The organism is Pseudomonas abyssi (assembly GCF_002307495.1).
GTDB classification, from domain to species: Bacteria; Pseudomonadota; Gammaproteobacteria; order Pseudomonadales; family Pseudomonadaceae; genus Halopseudomonas; species Halopseudomonas abyssi.
This window is the reverse complement of record NZ_NTMR01000026.1, coordinates 94,107-109,619: the sequence shown is the minus strand read 5'-3', so window position 1 is coordinate 109,619 and position 15,513 is coordinate 94,107. Positions and strand designations below refer to the sequence as shown.

Here is a 15,513-nt window from a genome sequence, read left to right as displayed (position 1 = left end):
CGAAGAAGCGCCGATCTTCCAAGTGGCCGACTACGGCCTGGTTGCCGACCTGTTTGAGGCTGTACCGGAGCTGGAAGGTAAGCTCTAAGCCGACGGCTTAGAGCCAGCGGCAAGCTTCAAGCCGCAAGCTGCAAGAAAACCCCGGACTCGCAAGAGCCGGGGTTTTTCTTTGCTCGGCTTCAGGCTACAAGCCACAAGCGGCAAGAGAACCCCAGTCTAGCGCACGCTAGGAGGGCTTTTGCTTGTCGCTTGCGGCTTGTAGCTGCCGGCCAGCTGCCGGCTCTACAGCGCGAAGGCTTCGAGGCGCTTGCCGTTTTCGTCGACTTCAAGCGCCCAGCCGGCCTGGTCCCAGTCGCCAAGCACGATGCGTTGGGCTGGTTTGCCGTCGATCATCAGGTCGTGTATTGCCGGGCGGTGGGTGTGGCCGTGGATCAGCGTTCTTACGCCTTTCTCGCGCATGATGTGGGCAACCGCGCCCAGGTTAACGTCGGTAATCTCGGGCGCTTTCATGCGGGTGCGGTTCTGGCTTTCGTCGCGCAGCTTGCGGCCCAGTTTGTAACGGGTGCGCTTGGGCAGATTTCGCAATATCAGGCGGCTGGCAGGGTTGCGTAGCCAGCGGCGCATGCGCATGTACTCAAGGTCGTCGGTGCAGAGGCTGTCGCCGTGCATCAGCAGTACCGCTTCACCGTTCAACTTGACTACCGTGGGATCGTTCAGCAGCGTGCAGCCGGCGGCGCGACAAAAGCGCTTGCCGAGCAGAAAGTCGCGATTGCCGTGCATCAGGTAGACCCGGGTGCCTTGTGATCTCAAATGGGAGAGGGCGCGAACAACGTCCTGGCCCAGTTCATCGATGGTGTCGTCACCCAGCCAGACTTCAAAGAAGTCGCCGAGGATATACAACTCGTCAAAGTCCGGGGCGCGGGTTTCCAGCAGACGCAAAAACGCCCGGGTGATATCCGGGCGTTGTGCTTCCAGATGCAGATCCGAGATAAACAGATAGCGCATCGTGGCGGAGGTCTCAGTCGACCAGTTCGGCGCGCTCGATGATCACGTCCTCGGCTGGCACGTCCTGATGACCGGCGCGTGAGGTGGTACGTACCGCTTTGATTTTCTCGACCACGTCCATGCCCTCGGAGACCTTGCCGAACACGGCGTAGCCCCAGCCCTGCATGGTGGGTGCGGAGAAATTCAGGAAGTCGTTGTCAGCCACGTTGATGAAGAACTGTGCGCTGGCGGAGTGCGGATCAGGCGTGCGCGCCATGGCGACGGTACCCACGCTGTTGCCAACGCCGTTGTCGGCTTCGTTCTTGATCGGGTCGCGGGTGTCCTTCTGTTGCATGCCGGGCGCAAAACCGCCGCCCTGGATCATGAAGTTACCGATGACGCGGTGGAAGATAGTGCCGTCATAGTGGCCGTCACGCACATACTGCTTGAAGTTCTCAACGGTCACCGGTGCCTTGTCGGCAAAGAGTTCCAGGGTGATGACGCCGTAGTTGGTATGCAGTTTGACCATGGGGTAATCCTCAGACAGTCGGGCAAATAGGGTGAGACGCCTGCCGCATTGCTGCATTCAGGCACCTGCAAGTTTCGGGTATGATACGGGTTTTGGCCATGATGGCCTAGGGATGCGCAGACTATTGCAATAGCGGCGCTGTCCCGAGTTATCCCTGATGCGAAAAACATCACCTGAGCGAGTTTTGCCGACCTTATGAACAAGCCCGACGCTACCCCTCCGAGTCACTTCCTGCGCCAGATCGTTCAAGCGGATCTGGACAGTGGCAAGCACAACAGCATTGTCACGCGTTTTCCGCCGGAGCCTAACGGCTACCTGCATATCGGGCATGCCAAGTCGATCTGCCTGAATTTTGGCCTGGCTCGCGAGTTCGGCGGCGTTTGTCACCTGCGCTTTGACGATACCAACCCGGCCAAGGAAGAGCAGGAGTACATCGACGCAATCAAGGCCGACGTCGAGTGGCTGGGCTTTGAATGGGGCGGTGATGTGCGTTACGCCTCGGATTACTTTGACCAGCTGCACGCCTGGGCCATCGAGCTGATCAAGGCCGGCAAGGCCTATGTTTGCGAGCTGACACCTGAACAGGCCCGTGAGTACCGTGGCACGCTGACCGAGCCAGGCAAGGACAGCCCCTTCCGCGAGCGCAGCGTCGACGAAAACCTGGATCAGTTCCAGCGCATGACCGCCGGCGAGTTTGCTGACGGTGCCAAAGTGGTACGCGCGAAGATCGACATGAGCGCGCCAAACATGAACCTGCGCGATCCGATCATCTACCGTATTCGTCACGCACATCACCACCAGACTGGCGATAAATGGTGCGTGTACCCGAGCTATGACTTCACCCATGGTCAGTCTGACGCCCTGGAAGGCATCACGCACTCGATCTGCACCCTGGAGTTTGAAGACCACCGCCCGCTGTACGAGTGGTTCTTGGCCAATCTGCCGGTGCCGGCGCAGCCACGTCAGTACGAGTTTGCCCGTCTGAACCTCAACTACACCGTGACCAGCAAGCGCAAACTCAAGCAGCTGGTTGACGAAAAGCATGTCGATGGCTGGGATGACCCGCGGATGTCGACGCTCAGCGCTTTCCGTCGCCGCGGCTATACCCCGGCAGCCATTCGCGAGTTCTGCGAGCGCATTGGCGTGACCCGTTCTGACGGCGTGGTCGATATGGGCGTCCTGGAGTTCTGTATCCGTGATGACCTGGATGCCAACGCGCCGCGTGCCATGTGCGTGCTCAAGCCGCTGAAAGTGACCATCACCAACTACCCGGAAGGTCAGAGCGAAGAACTGCGCCTGCCGCGTCATCCCAAACAGGATATCGGCGAGCGCGTGCTGCCGTTCGAACGCGAGATCTATATCGACCGTGAGGACTACATGGTCGATCCGCCGAAGGGCTACAAGCGCCTGGTGCCGGGTGGCGAAGTGCGTCTGCGTGGCAGCTACGTGATTCGCGCTGACGAAGCGGTAACAGATGCTGACGGGAACATCGTCGAGCTGCTGTGCAGCTACGATCCGGACACGCTGGGCAAGAACCCGGAAGGCCGCAAGGTCAAGGGCGTTATCCATTGGGTACCGGCGAGCAGCAGCATCGAATGTGAAGTGCGCCTGTACGATCGCCTGTTCAACGCGGCGAACCCGGACAAGGGCGAAGAGGGCACCACCTTCCTCGACAATATCAATCCGGATTCCCTGCAGGTGCTGACTGGGTGCCGTGCCGAGCCGTCGCTGGCTGATGCCACGCTGGACGATCGCTTCCAGTTTGAGCGTGAAGGCTACTTCTGCGTTGATTCACGCGATTCCAAGGCCGGTGCAATGGTCTTTAACCGCACCGTCACTCTGCGCGACTCCTGGGGGGGCTGATGGCGCTCGCACTCTACAACACCCTGACCAAGACCAAGGAGCCGTTCAAGCCGCTGGTCGACAATCAGGTGCGCATGTATGTCTGCGGCATGACCGTGTATGACTTCTGCCATATCGGTCATGCGCGCGTGATGGTTGCGTTCGACGTGGTGGCGCGCTGGTTTCGCCACCGCGGCTATGACCTCACCTACGTGCGCAATATCACGGATATCGACGACAAGATCATCAAGCGCGCAAATGAAAACGGTGAGACCTTTCAGCAACTGACCGAACGCATGATCGCGGCCATGCATGAAGACGAAACCCGTCTGAATGTTTTGCGGCCGGATCAGGAGCCGCGTGCCAGTCAGCACATCGATGGCATGTTCGCCATGATTCAGACGCTGATCGACAAGGGCTACGCCTACGCACCGGGCAATGGCGACGTCTATTACCGCGTCGGCAAGTTCGAAGGCTACGGCAAGTTGTCGCGCCGCAAGATCGAAGACCTGAAGATCGGCGCGCGCATCGAGGTGGACGAAGCCAAGCAGGACCCGCTTGATTTCGTCCTGTGGAAGGCCGCCAAGCCGGGTGAGCCGAGCTGGACTTCTCCCTGGGGTGAAGGCCGCCCTGGCTGGCACATCGAATGCTCGGTGATGTCGACCTGCTGCCTGGGCAATACTTTTGATATCCACGGCGGTGGCCCGGATCTGGTGTTCCCGCATCACGAAAACGAGATTGCCCAAAGCGAAGCGGCAACGGGCGAGCAGTACGCAGCAGCCTGGATGCACGCGGGCGCGGTGCGTGTGGACGGCGAGAAGATGTCCAAGAGTCTGGGCAACTTTTTCACCATTCGCGAGGTGCTGGAAAAGTACCATCCTGAAGTGGTGCGCTACCTGCTGGTCTCCAGCCACTACCGCAGCGCCATCAACTACTCCGAAGACAACCTCAAGGAAGCCAAGGGCGCGCTGGAGCGTTTCTATAACGCTCTGAAAGGTCTGCCCGAAGCGGCTCCTGCCGGTGGCGACGCCTTTGCCGAGCGCTTTGCGGCGGCGATGGACGATGATTTCAATACTCCTGAGGCCTGCGCCGTGTTGTTCGAAATGGTGCGCGAGGTCAATCGCCTGAAAGAATCTGATGTAGCCGCAGCCGCCGGGCTGGCAGCGCGTCTGCGTCAGTTGGCTGAAGTGCTGGGTGTGCTACAGCTGGATGCTGACGCCTTCCTGCAGGCCGGTGCTGCCGGTAAGGTTGACGCCGCCGAGGTCGAAGCGCTGATCGCAGCACGCCTTCAGGCGCGTGCCGACAAGAACTGGGGAGAGTCTGATCGCATTCGTGATCAACTCACTGCCATGGGAATCGTGCTGGAGGATGGCAAGGGCGGTACCACCTGGCGGTTGGCGGAATAATGCCGCACAGCATGACTAACCTGCATGGCCGCGTCGCTCTGATTACGGGGGCGGGCAGCGCCGATGGTATCGGTTTTGCCATCGCGCGGATTTTTTACGCGGCCGGTGCGTCGGTGGTTCTCACGTCCACGACCAACCGGATCTTCCAGCGGCAGAATGAGCTCGACCCGGAGCGCAGCCGCAGTCTGGCTGCGGTAGCCGACCTGACGCACCCGGAGCAGGCTGCAGAGCTGGTCCAGCAGGTCATGAAGCAGTTTGGACGAATCGACATTCTGGTCAACAACGCGGGGATGTCGCAGTCCGGTATCGAACAACCGATTGGTGATCTGTTTCACCGTATGGCCTTTGAACACTGGCAACGTGAGATTGACCTGAATCTCAATACCTGTGTGCACGTCAGTCAGCCAGTGCTGGAGCACATGCTGGCAGCAGGGTTCGGGCGTGTCATCAATATCGCGTCGGTCACCGGTCCGCTGGTGACCTTTCCTGGTACCGCAGGTTACAGCGCGGCCAAGTCCGCGATGGTGGGGCTAACCCGCTCCATTGCGCACGAGGTGGCCGGACAGGGGATTACCGTCAATGCCATTGCACCGGGCTGGATTCACACGCCGTCAAGCCTGCCTGCCGAGCTGGAAGCGGGCAGGCATACGCCGGTTGGGCGCCCGGGGCGGCCGGATGAGGTGGCCCGCGTGGCGTTGTTCCTGGCCAGCGAAGGCTGCAGCTACATGACAGGTCAGATGCTGGTGGTGGACGGCGGTAATTCGTTGCAGGAAATCAAGGGATAGCCCGCTGCAACGCAGCGGGCTAAAACGGCTGGCAAGCCAATCAATACCAGATGTCGGAGTTGATCTTGTCCTTCAGCTCGGGGTAATCGTCAGCCCGGAATACCGGCTCGACGCCGGTTTTGCGCTGGGCCAGATAGTCCTTGGTCAGCTTGGCCACCGTGCCGGATAGCAGCAGTATGCCGATCAGGTTGATGGTTGCCATGAGCCCCATGGACGCGTCGGCTGCATTGAATACCGTACCGACCGCCTGATATGCCCCCCAAACCACCATAGCCAGCGCCGCACAGCGCAGGCTCAGCATCCCCGTCTTGCCGCCAAGCCCCAGGAAGATCATCGCGTTCTCTGCATAGGAGTAGTTGGCGACGATGGAGGTAAAGGCGAAGAAGAGGATTGCAAAGGCAATGAAATAGCGGCCTGCATCCCCAATGTGGGCTTCCATCGCAGCCTGGGTCAGCTGGGTACCGGTGACTCCGTTGCCTGGTTCCAGTACGCCCGAGAGCAGAATCATCACCGCGGTCGCGGTACAGATCACCAGGGTGTCGATAAATACGCCAGTTGCCTGCACAAACCCTTGCGAGGAGGGATGGTGAGGGTTGGGAGTGGCCGTTGCCGCGACGTTGGGCGCTGAGCCCATGCCGGCCTCGTTGGAGAACAGGCCGCGTTTGATGCCGTTTAACATGGCGGCGGTGACCGAGCCTGCCACGCCACCTGCGGCTTCTTCGAGACCGAAGGCACTTCTGACAATGGTCGCCAGCACGCCGGGCACCTCGTCATAGTGCATCGCGAGCACCACCAGAGCCATCAGCACATAGGCCGCAGCCATAAAGGGGACGACGAATTCAGCGAAGCGCGCGATGGAGCGCAGACCACCGAAGATCACCACCGCGGCCACCAGTGCGATGGCGATGCCGACGACCAGTTTATTGAAGCCGAAAGCGCCTTCCATCGCGTCGGCAATCGAGTTGGCTTGAACGGCATTGAATACCAGGCCGAAGGAAATGATCAGGCAGACCGAGAAAATGCTGCCAGCCCACGGCGCCTTGAGGCCCTTGGAGAGGTAGAAGGCCGGCCCGCCGCGGTACTGCCCCTCACCATCGCGCACCTTGTACAGCTGGGCCAGGGTGCTTTCAGCATACGCGGTCGCCATGCCGACCAGCGCCACCATCCACATCCAGAAGATGGCTCCAGCGCCGCCCAGATATAGCGCGACGGCTACGCCGGCCAGGTTTCCGGTGCCGACTCGCGAGGCGAGGCTGGTGCACAGGGCCTGGAAGGGAGAGATGCCGGACTTGTCACTCTGCCGTGCGCCCAGTACCGAGCGAATCATCTCGCCAAAGTGAAGAAACTGCAGGGCGCCAAGGCGAATGGTAAAGAAGATCCCGACCGCCAGTAGCCCGTAGATCAGGACATAACCCCAGAAAATCGTGTTCAGCGCGTCAATGATCGCATTCATGGTTGTCCCCAAGGTTTTAATACTTTTGAAATAGATTGTTACTGTCACTGTAGCGGCCCTGCGTCGCGGCGCCAGTCGATGATCTGATAATGTCTATTGTCAAAAGTGTCGAAAGGGCAGAGGATGGGAGGAGTGCTCGACGTAACGACGATAATAAAAATGCACAATACGTGAGGTGAGTCATGACTGTGGTAACGCCTGAAAACCTGACTATCAAACCCCGCCGCATTGACTTCGGCCTGCCGGACCCGCTGCCGCGACACTGGCTTGCTGGCGACCCTTTCAAAACCCACTTCTTCAACGCCATGTCGCTGCTATTCCCCGATGGCGAGCGTTTTTTTATCGACTCAGTCAGGCATTTTCGTGATCAGGTGACCGATCCGCAGCAGCAGGCTCTGATTCGTGGCTTTATCGGCCAGGAAGGGCATCATAGCCGTGAGCACATCGAATATAACAACCGCTTGCAGGCGCTCGGCTATAACGTCGAGGCGCTGACCCAGCCGGTGCGTCGCCGCATTGCCTACGCAAACAAGCATCTTTCTCCTGAGCGCCGTTTGGCCGGCACAGTGGCCATGGAGCACTTCACCGCCATCATGGCTGATGCGGTGCTGCGCGAACTGCGCTGGTTCAAGGGCTCTGATGAGGCGATGCGGCGCATCTGGCGCTGGCACGCGCTGGAAGAAACAGAGCACAAGGCGGTCGCCTTCGATCTGTACATGCAGGTGTGCGGTGATCGCAAGTTGTTGCGCGAGGCCATGCGGTTCTCGACCTGGTTCTTCCTGCGCGATGTTACGCGTGGTGTCTGGCACATGCTCAAGCGCGACGGACATCAGTGGGACCTGCGCCTGTGGTGGCGAGGGATGCGTTGGCTGTGGGGACGCGGAGGATTCTTTTCCAGCCTCTGGGGTGCCTATCGCGATTTCTATCGGGAGGACTTTCACCCCTGGCAGCACGATAATGAGGCGCTGATGCGCGAGTGTCAGCGCGAGTTTGACGCCGCTAATACGTTGCGAACAAACTGCTGAATTGTCTCGGTCTGAGGCGACGAGACGTCGCTACTGGTGTATCCTTGCGCGCAATCTCTTGTGAGGAGCTACCATGCCAATACAACTACACATCGCAAAAGAAACCCGGCGCCACGAGAATCGCGTGGCCCTGGTGCCGGCGGTTGTTGCCAAGCTGCAAAAGCTCGGCATTGAACCGCACCTGGAGCCGGGCGCCGGTGAGGCGGCCCGTATTCCGGACGCCGACTACACCGCCGCCGGTGCCACCATCGGCGCTGCGCCGGCCGAGACCCGCCTGTTTTTCCGCGTCCAGCCGCCAAGCCTCGCTGACATTCAGCTGATGCCCGAAGGCTCCATTCTGTGCAGCTTTATCTACGCACAGCGCGAGCCAGAGGTGGTCAAGGCGCTGCGCGATCGCCGTATCACCTGTTTTGCCATGGAGCTGATCCCGCGTATCACGCGTGCCCAGGCAATGGACGCGCTGTCTTCCCAGGCGGCACTGGCCGGCTACTACGCCGCGCTGCTGGCTGCCACCCACCTGAACCGCATTCTGCCGATGATGACCACCGCCGTCGGCTCGCTGCGCCCGGCCAAAATTCTGGTCATGGGCGCCGGGGTTGCCGGGCTGCAAGCGCTAGCGACCGGTAAGCGCCTGGGGGCCATGATCGAAGGCTACGACGTACGCCCGGAAGTGCGCGAACAGGTTCAGTCGGTAGGTGGCAAGTTCGTCGATACCGGTGTTTCCGCAGTGGGCGAGGGCGGTTACGCCCGTGAGCTGACCGAAGACGAGCAGAAGCAGGTGCAAGAGGTGCTGACGCGCCACGTGCAGCAAGCGGATGCGATCATCACCACTGCCTCTATTCCTGGCAAGCCAAGCCCCAAGATTCTCACCGAAGAGCAGATCATGGGCATGAAGAGTGGCTCCGTGATCATTGACTTGGCCGCTGAAGGCGGTGGCAATACGCCGCTGACCCAGCCCGGCGACACCGTGGAAGTCGGCCCGGCGACCATTGTCGCGCCGTTGAATATCGCCAGCCATCTGGCCGAGCACGCATCTGAGCTGTACGCCCGCAACCTGCTGGCTCTGGTCGGCCTGATGGTGCAGGACGGTGAGCTGTCGCTGGACTGGGAGGATGAAGTATTGGCCCGTTCGGTGCTGACCCACGATGGCGAGATCCGCAACGATGCAGCGCGCGCTGCTGTTGAAGAGCAGGCTTGAGGATTTAAAAAATGGATATGAGCGTCACTATCACAGGCTTTGTAGCCCTGTATATCTTCCTGCTGGCAGCCTTTGCCGGCTATGAAATCATCGGCCGCGTACCGGCCATTCTGCACACCCCGCTGATGTCGGGCTCCAACTTCATCCACGGTATCGTGGTGGTGGGGGCAATGTGGGCCCTGCTGAATGCGGGCTCCACGCTGGAACAGGTCATCGGTTTTGTCGGCGTACTGCTGGGCGCGGGCAACGCGGCGGGTGGTTACGTGGTCACCGAGCGCATGCTGGAAATGTTCAAGCCGACTAACAAAGCGCCCGGCGCAGACAAGGAGTAAGTAGACCATGTTCAGTGCTTTTCTGATTGACGCGGCCTACTTTGTCGCAGCGTTTCTGTTTCTTTATGGCCTCAAGCGCATGGCCAGTCCGGTCACTGCGCGTTCGGGCATCGTTGTTGCCGGCGGCGGTATGCTGGTGGCGGTGGTTGCGGCCTTCCTTTATGGCTTTGATGTCAGTCCGCGCGCCGAAGCGCACCTGGGCACCAACCTGTTCCTGCTGATTCTGGCTCTGGGGCTGGGTACCGGCTGGGCCTGGTTCAGTGGCAAGCGCGTTGCCATGACCGACATGCCGCAGATGGTTGCGCTGTATAACGGTATGGGCGGCGGCGCGGCCGCGGCGATTGCCGCCACCGAACTGCTGTCAGGCAACGCTCTGGCTCACGGTGTTGTGGTGACCGTGCTGGCCATCCTTGGTGGTCTGATCGGTGCTGTTGCACTGTCGGGCTCGCTGATTGCCTGGGCCAAGCTCGATGGCCGGATGAACAAGACCTGGCGTCTGGCCAAGCATCAGTACGTCAACGCCTGCTTGCTGGGTGGTGCCTTGTTCATTGGTGCGATCATCAGCGTCATGGCCATTGCCGGTGCGGCTGACACGCCGGTGCTGCTGATCATGCTGTTCTTTGCCGTTGCTCTGGCGCTGGGCGTGCTGCTCACCACACCGATTGGTGGCGCGGACATGCCGGTAGTCATCTCGCTGTACAACGCCTTCACCGGTCTGGCTGTCGCCTTTGAGGGCTTCGTGCTGCAGAACCCGGCGATGATCATTGCCGGTACCGTTGTGGGCTCCGCCGGTACGCTGCTGACGCTGATGATGGCCAAGGCGATGAACCGTCAGGTCAGCAATATCATCTTCAGCGACTTTGGTGGCGAGGATGACGGTGCCGACGGCGAGATTCAGGGCACCATGAAGTCGGCCGATGCGTCCGATGCCGCTATCGCGATGTATTACGCCAACAAGGTCATCATCGTGCCGGGTTACGGTCTGGCGGTGGCCCAGGCGCAGCATAAGCTGTACGAATTCGTGAAGCTGCTGCAGAAGCAGGGCGTTGAGGTGAGCTTTGCGATTCACCCGGTTGCCGGCCGTATGCCGGGCCACATGAACGTGCTGCTGGCCGAGGCGGGCGTGCCCTACGACATCATCTTCGACCTGGAAGATATCAACGAGGACTTTGCCCAGGCTGACGTCGCCATCGTGCTGGGTGCCAACGACGTGGTTAACCCCGCTGCGCGCACGCGCAAGTCCAGCCCGATCTACGGCATGCCGATTCTCAACGTGGATCAGGCGCGTCAGGCCTATGTGGTCAAGCGTGGTCAGGGTAAGGGGTACTCCGGTGTCGAGAACGAGCTGTTCTTCCTCGACAACACCTCCATGGTGTACGGCGATGCCCAGAAAGTCATGGTTCAGATGATCGAAGCGGTCAAGTCGCTGGGTTGATCCCTTGCCGATCAATCAGGCCTCTGCCCGCAAGGGCAGGGGCCTTTTTGCATTCTGTAGGAACCAATAAGCACGCTATCTGGTCAGCTTGAGCGTAGATCGCCCGCAGAAGGAGTGTGTGAGGTGGATGAATCACCGCAGAATCTGGAGCAGTTACTCAAGCATGTAGACGGGCTCGCCGCCGAGCAGGAGCAGGTCTCGATGCGGGCGGTGGTCGACTCCATCGGCCGTCGCTCGTTTGGACCATTGCTGCTGATCATGGGGGTGGTGCTGTTTTCGCCACTGAGCGGTATCCCGGGCATGGCGATCTTCGCCGGTATCTTTGTCATGCTGATTGCGCTGCAGATGTTATGCGGGCGCAGCAACTTCTGGCTGCCTGCATTCATTCTGGATCGGGCGGTACCTCAGGCCCGTCTGCGCAAGGCAATTGCCTGGGTGACACCGGTCGCGCGAAGAATTGATCGCCTGATCAAGCCGCGTCTGGACTTCATGCTGCATCGCACCTCGACCTTTCTGATCGCCGGACTCTGTGTGGCGGTCGCCGCCGCTTTGCCGCTGCTGGAGCTGGTGCCGTTCTCATCGTCGATTGTTGGTTTGGCGCTGGCCATCATGGGCCTGGCGCTGGTGGCGCGGGATGGTTTGCTGGTGTTGATTGCCGTGACGCTGATCGTGACGGCGGCCACGCTGGTCTTGAGCAAATTGCTTTAATACGAGGGCGGGGAGAAAGGGGATGTGCCCGGCCGCGGCGGCCGGGCACAGTCAGGCTCAGGCCTTGGCGGCGTAGCCGTAGATGGACTTCACTTCCAGGAAGTCATCAAAGCCGTAGTGGCCCCACTCGCGACCAACACCGGATTCCTTGTAACCACCAAAGGGGGCTTTCGGATCCAGCGGGGCACCGTTGAGGTGAACCATGCCGGTACGGATACGGCGAGCAACATTGCGTGCACGATCCAGATCACCGGAGGAGACGTAGCCAGACAGACCGTAACGGGTATCGTTGGCGATGCGCACGGCGTCGTCTTCATCTTCATAACCAATGATCGACAGGACCGGTCCGAAGATCTCTTCGCGGGCGATGGTCATGTCGTTGGTGACGTGGGTGAACACGGTCGGTTTGACGTAGTAGCCCTTGTCCAGACCTTCCGGACGACCAGGGCCGCCGGCGGCGACTTTAGCGCCTTCTTCAACACCGGCGCTGATCAGGTCCTGAATCTTGCTCCACTGGGCTTTGGAAACCACCGGACCCATGACGGTATCGGGGGCCTTCGGATCGCCTGCCTTGACCTTGGCTGCGGCCGCTTGCGCGATGGCGGCAACTTCATCCATACGGCTGTTGGGAACCAGCATGCGGGTAGGCGCATTGCAGGACTGGCCACTGTTGTTCATGCAGGACATGACGCCGTGGGCGACCATCTTCTCGAAGTTGACGTCGTCAAGCAGGATGTTGGCCGACTTGCCGCCCAGCTCCAGGGCAACGCGCTTGATGGTTTGTGCACCATTGGTCATGACCTGGCGGCCAGCCGCGGTGGAGCCGGTAAAGGACATCATGTCGATATCCGGGTGGCCGGACATGGCGGCGCCGACAGTGGGACCATCGCCATTGACCAGATTGAATACGCCGGCCGGAACGCCGGCTTCGTCGAGAATCTCGGCAAGAATCAGGGCTGACAGCGGCGCGACTTCAGACGGCTTGAGCACCATGGTGCAGCCGGTTGCCAGTGCCGGCGCGATCTTGCAGGTGAGCTGGTTCATCGGCCAGTTCCAGGGCGTGATCAGGCCGCAGACGCCAATCGGCTCCTTGACTACCAGGGTGGTGCCGATTTCTTCTTCAAATTCGAAATGCTTGAGTGCTTCCAGAGCGGTCATGAAGTGCGACAGACCGGAGGGGGCCTGGGCGGCTTGCGCCAGCTTGGTCGGCGCGCCCATTTCCAGGGAGATGGCCTCGGCGACGTCGCCCATGCGTTTTTTGAAAACCTCGATCACACGCTCGAGCAGGGCAATGCGTTCTTCGCGGCTGGTTTCGGCGTAGCTTGGGAAGGCGGCGCGGGCGGCGGCGACCGCGGCGTCAACGTCTTCCTTGGTGCCCAGCGCGATAGTGGCAACGGCTTCTTCGGTCGCGGGATTGATAACGTCCAGTTGCTGATCGCCCTTGGGGGCAACCCATTGGCCGTTGATATAGAACTGCTGGTGGTGGCTCATTGCACATGGCTCCTTGTTATTGACGGGTGTTACTTAATCAGCGCTTCTTTAATCGCCAAACCATAACATCGCTGCCAGCGCGAACTCACGCAATTTGGCGACATTTGTTGTGTATCTGTGTAAGTGTCTCGCGGGTGAGGCCGTTCGCCTTCCGAAGGGGCGCTGCAGCCTCTATAATGCGCCGGCCAAGGGTGGCGTAATACTTGACTGAATTGCTTGGATATTGCATAGTGTCGCGGTGAAATCAACCGCTTGAGAGCGTCTATGCGACTGACTACCAAGGGTCGTTACGCCGTTACAGCCATGCTGGATCTGGCGTTGCATGAAGACCAGGGCCCCATCACGCTGGCCGATATTTCGATGCGCCAGGGTGTCTCCATCTCCTATCTGGAACAGCTGTTTGCCAAGCTGCGGCGCGGCAAGCTGGTCGAGAGTGTGCGCGGTCCCGGTGGTGGTTACCGCCTGGCTGGCGGCGCCGCTGCGATCAGCGTGGCGCAGATTGTTGAGGCGGTGAACGACTCGATGGACGCGACGCGTTGCCTTGGCAAGGGCGACTGTCAGGATGGAGAGGTCTGTTTGACTCACCACCTGTGGTCTGACCTGAGTGCGCGGCTGCGACAGTTCCTCAACGACATTACGCTGGCGGAGCTGGTATCGCGTGAAGACATCCGTCGCGTCAGTTCGCGTCAGGATCATTGCATTTCCAGGGCACGTCACACTGTGAGCGAACTGGAACGCATTATCTGAAAGAGCCGCAGAGCTCTCCATTTTCATGTGTCGGCCCGTGCCGGCACAGGCCTGAATCAAGCATTGGCGATCGCATGATCGTGATTGCAGAATCTGAGGTGATACCGTGACTGAAGAAGTCGAAAGCCTTATCAGAAAGGACTATGCGGCAGGTTTCCACTCTGCCATCGAGTCCGAGACCCTGCCGCCAGGGCTGAATGAGGACGTGATCCGTTTCATTTCTGCCAAGAAGGAAGAGCCCGAGTGGCTGCTGGAATGGCGTCTCAAGGCCTTCCGTGCCTGGCAGGAAATGGAAGAGCCCACCTGGGCCCACGTGCATTACCCGGAAATCGACTTCCAGGCGGTATCCTATTACTCCGCGCCCAAGAGCATGGACAGCAAGCCCAAGAGCCTCGACGAGGTTGACCCCGAGCTGCTGGCAACCTATGAAAAGCTGGGTATCCCGCTGCACGAGCAGGAAATGCTCGCCGGGGTGGCGGTTGACGCGGTGTTTGACTCGGTGTCGGTTGTCACCACCTTCCGCGAGAAGTTGTATGAGGCAGGCGTGATCTTCTGCCCGATCAGCGAGGCCGTACACAAGTATCCCGAGCTGGTGCAGAAGTATCTTGGTAGTGTCGTGCCGCAGAAGGACAACTACTACGCCGCGCTTAACTCTGCCGTGTTCTCCGATGGCTCCTTTGTCTATATCCCCAAGGGCGTACGCTGCCCGATGGAGCTGTCGACCTATTTCCGTATCAATGAAATGAACACCGGGCAGTTTGAGCGCACGCTGATCGTCGCCGACGAGGGTTCTCACGTCAGCTACCTTGAAGGCTGCACAGCGCCGATGCGTGACGAGAACCAGCTGCACGCTGCGGTTGTTGAGCTGGTCGCTCTGGACGATGCGCAGATCAAGTACTCGACGGTGCAAAACTGGTATCCGGGTGATGCCAATGGCAAGGGCGGTATCTACAACTTCGTGACCAAGCGCGGTATCGCGCACACCAACGCGAAGATTTCGTGGACGCAGGTCGAGACCGGTTCTGCGGTGACCTGGAAGTACCCCAGCTGCGTGCTCAAGGGCGATAACAGTGTCGGTGAGTTCTACTCGGTAGCCCTGACCAACAACTTCCAGCAGGCCGACACCGGCACCAAGATGATCCACCTGGGCAAGAACACACGTTCGACCATCGTGGCCAAGGGTATTTCGGCTGGCCGCAGCGACAGTGCCTACCGTGGCCTGGTGCGGATCAACCCGGGTGCCGATGGCGCACGCAACTACACCCAGTGCGACTCGCTGCTGATCGGTGACCGTTGCGGGGCGCACACCTTCCCTTATATCGAAAGCAAAAACCCCAGCGCCGTCGTGGAGCACGAAGCCACCACCTCCAAGGTCAGTGATGACCAGATGTTCCTCTGCCAGCAGCGGGGGCTGGATGCCGAGAAGGCCGTCTCGATGATCGTCAATGGCTTCTGTCGTGAGGTGTTCAAGGAGCTGCCGATGGAGTTTGCGGTTGAAGCCGGCAAGCTGCTTGAGGTGAGCCTCGAAGGATCCGTGGGCTGAGCGCAGTGACGCCGCCCGGCAATGGTTAAAGTAAT

At 60.0% G+C, this 15,513-nt stretch carries 14 protein-coding genes and 1 pseudogene; 11 read left to right on the top strand and 4 right to left on the bottom strand.

Annotated features, from left to right (window positions below; all coding sequences use genetic code 11):
* Nucleotides 1-88 (top strand): annotated as a pseudogene (locus CNQ84_RS20835) (hypothetical protein); the annotation flags it as partial.
* 194 nt (nt 89-282) lie between these two features.
* On the opposite strand, the gene CNQ84_RS17125 reads toward CNQ84_RS20835, so the two are convergent.
* Together CNQ84_RS17125 and CNQ84_RS17120 are read right to left on the bottom strand one after the other, a co-directional pair.
* Complete coding sequence (locus CNQ84_RS17125; RefSeq protein ID WP_096006049.1) at nt 283-1,005, bottom strand: UDP-2,3-diacylglucosamine diphosphatase; 723 nt, start codon at nt 1,003-1,005, stop codon at nt 283-285.
* 13 nt (nt 1,006-1,018) lie between these two features.
* Entirely contained in the window at nt 1,019-1,513 is a 495-nt protein-coding gene (locus tag CNQ84_RS17120) for a peptidylprolyl isomerase (protein WP_096006048.1), read from the bottom strand.
* A 195-nt stretch (nt 1,514-1,708) separates the two neighbouring features.
* Here CNQ84_RS17120 and CNQ84_RS17115 point away from each other — a divergent pair, with 195 nt between their 5' ends.
* Genes CNQ84_RS17115 through CNQ84_RS17105 form a run of 3 tightly spaced genes read left to right on the top strand, consistent with a single transcriptional unit; the run spans nt 1,709 to nt 5,546 of the window.
* Nucleotides 1,709-3,376 carry a glutamine--tRNA ligase/YqeY domain fusion protein gene (locus CNQ84_RS17115; protein WP_096006047.1) on the top strand — a complete coding sequence of 556 codons (1,668 nt, stop codon included), beginning with the start codon at nt 1,709-1,711 and terminating at the stop codon, nt 3,374-3,376.
* Entirely contained in the window at nt 3,376-4,761 is a 1,386-nt protein-coding gene (cysS, locus tag CNQ84_RS17110; RefSeq protein ID WP_096006046.1) for a cysteine--tRNA ligase, read from the top strand. Before CNQ84_RS17115 ends, cysS begins: the two co-directional genes overlap by 1 nt.
* 11 nt (nt 4,762-4,772) lie before the next feature.
* Complete coding sequence (locus CNQ84_RS17105) at nt 4,773-5,546, top strand: SDR family NAD(P)-dependent oxidoreductase (RefSeq protein ID WP_096006055.1); 774 nt, start codon at nt 4,773-4,775, stop codon at nt 5,544-5,546.
* Nucleotides 5,547-5,586: 40 nt separating this feature from the next.
* Here the strand turns inward: CNQ84_RS17105 and CNQ84_RS17100 are convergent, their stop codons facing one another.
* Complete coding sequence (locus CNQ84_RS17100) at nt 5,587-6,999, bottom strand: alanine/glycine:cation symporter family protein (protein ID WP_096006045.1); 1,413 nt, start codon at nt 6,997-6,999, stop codon at nt 5,587-5,589.
* A 182-nt stretch (nt 7,000-7,181) separates the two neighbouring features.
* On the opposite strand from CNQ84_RS17100, the gene CNQ84_RS17095 reads away from it, so the two are divergent.
* From CNQ84_RS17095 to CNQ84_RS17075, 5 genes are all read left to right on the top strand, one after another.
* Nucleotides 7,182-8,024, top strand: a complete 843-nt coding sequence (locus CNQ84_RS17095; RefSeq protein WP_096006044.1) for a metal-dependent hydrolase — start codon at nt 7,182-7,184, stop codon at nt 8,022-8,024.
* Between the two features lie 73 nt (nt 8,025-8,097).
* Nucleotides 8,098-9,222 carry an NAD(P) transhydrogenase subunit alpha gene (locus tag CNQ84_RS17090; RefSeq protein WP_096006043.1) on the top strand — a complete coding sequence of 375 codons (1,125 nt, stop codon included), beginning with the start codon at nt 8,098-8,100 and terminating at the stop codon, nt 9,220-9,222.
* 17 nt (nt 9,223-9,239) lie between these two features.
* The gene (locus CNQ84_RS17085) at nt 9,240-9,554 is read left to right on the top strand and encodes an NAD(P) transhydrogenase subunit alpha part 2 (RefSeq protein WP_083725301.1); all 315 of its coding nucleotides are present in this window, start codon (nt 9,240-9,242) and stop codon (nt 9,552-9,554) included.
* Between the two features lie 7 nt (nt 9,555-9,561).
* Complete coding sequence (locus tag CNQ84_RS17080; protein WP_096006042.1) at nt 9,562-10,989, top strand: NAD(P)(+) transhydrogenase (Re/Si-specific) subunit beta; 1,428 nt, start codon at nt 9,562-9,564, stop codon at nt 10,987-10,989.
* 123 nt (nt 10,990-11,112) lie between these two features.
* Nucleotides 11,113-11,697, top strand: coding sequence for an exopolysaccharide biosynthesis protein (locus CNQ84_RS17075; RefSeq protein ID WP_096006041.1), 585 nt, complete (start codon nt 11,113-11,115; stop codon nt 11,695-11,697).
* A 57-nt stretch (nt 11,698-11,754) separates the two neighbouring features.
* Here the strand turns inward: CNQ84_RS17075 and CNQ84_RS17070 are convergent, their stop codons facing one another.
* Nucleotides 11,755-13,188 carry an aldehyde dehydrogenase family protein gene (locus CNQ84_RS17070; protein WP_096006040.1) on the bottom strand — a complete coding sequence of 478 codons (1,434 nt, stop codon included), beginning with the start codon at nt 13,186-13,188 and terminating at the stop codon, nt 11,755-11,757.
* Nucleotides 13,189-13,452: 264 nt separating this feature from the next.
* On the opposite strand from CNQ84_RS17070, the gene iscR reads away from it, so the two are divergent.
* Both iscR and sufB read left to right on the top strand, forming a co-directional pair.
* Entirely contained in the window at nt 13,453-13,935 is a 483-nt protein-coding gene (gene iscR, locus CNQ84_RS17065) for a Fe-S cluster assembly transcriptional regulator IscR (protein ID WP_083725248.1), read from the top strand.
* Nucleotides 13,936-14,041: 106 nt separating this feature from the next.
* A complete protein-coding gene (sufB, locus tag CNQ84_RS17060) occupies nt 14,042-15,478 on the top strand; it encodes a Fe-S cluster assembly protein SufB (RefSeq protein ID WP_096006039.1) in 1,437 nt (478 codons plus the stop codon).
* The last annotated feature ends 35 nt before the right edge of the window (nt 15,479-15,513 follow it).

What these genes read in the sequence shown, in the direction of transcription:
- CNQ84_RS17125 (WP_096006049.1), bottom strand. Translation starts at nt 1,005, where the DNA reads ATGCGCTATCTGTTTATCTCGGATCTGCATCTGGAAGCACAACGCCCG.
- CNQ84_RS17120 (WP_096006048.1), bottom strand. Translation starts at nt 1,513, where the DNA reads ATGGTCAAACTGCATACCAACTACGGCGTCATCACCCTGGAACTCTTT.
- CNQ84_RS17115 (WP_096006047.1), top strand. Translation starts at nt 1,709, where the DNA reads ATGAACAAGCCCGACGCTACCCCTCCGAGTCACTTCCTGCGCCAGATC.
- cysS (WP_096006046.1), top strand. Translation starts at nt 3,376, where the DNA reads ATGGCGCTCGCACTCTACAACACCCTGACCAAGACCAAGGAGCCGTTC.
- CNQ84_RS17105 (WP_096006055.1), top strand. Translation starts at nt 4,773, where the DNA reads ATGACTAACCTGCATGGCCGCGTCGCTCTGATTACGGGGGCGGGCAGC.
- CNQ84_RS17100 (WP_096006045.1), bottom strand. Translation starts at nt 6,999, where the DNA reads ATGAATGCGATCATTGACGCGCTGAACACGATTTTCTGGGGTTATGTC.
- CNQ84_RS17095 (WP_096006044.1), top strand. Translation starts at nt 7,182, where the DNA reads ATGACTGTGGTAACGCCTGAAAACCTGACTATCAAACCCCGCCGCATT.
- CNQ84_RS17090 (WP_096006043.1), top strand. Translation starts at nt 8,098, where the DNA reads ATGCCAATACAACTACACATCGCAAAAGAAACCCGGCGCCACGAGAAT.
- CNQ84_RS17085 (WP_083725301.1), top strand. Translation starts at nt 9,240, where the DNA reads ATGAGCGTCACTATCACAGGCTTTGTAGCCCTGTATATCTTCCTGCTG.
- CNQ84_RS17080 (WP_096006042.1), top strand. Translation starts at nt 9,562, where the DNA reads ATGTTCAGTGCTTTTCTGATTGACGCGGCCTACTTTGTCGCAGCGTTT.
- CNQ84_RS17070 (WP_096006040.1), bottom strand. Translation starts at nt 13,188, where the DNA reads ATGAGCCACCACCAGCAGTTCTATATCAACGGCCAATGGGTTGCCCCC.
- iscR (WP_083725248.1), top strand. Translation starts at nt 13,453, where the DNA reads ATGCGACTGACTACCAAGGGTCGTTACGCCGTTACAGCCATGCTGGAT.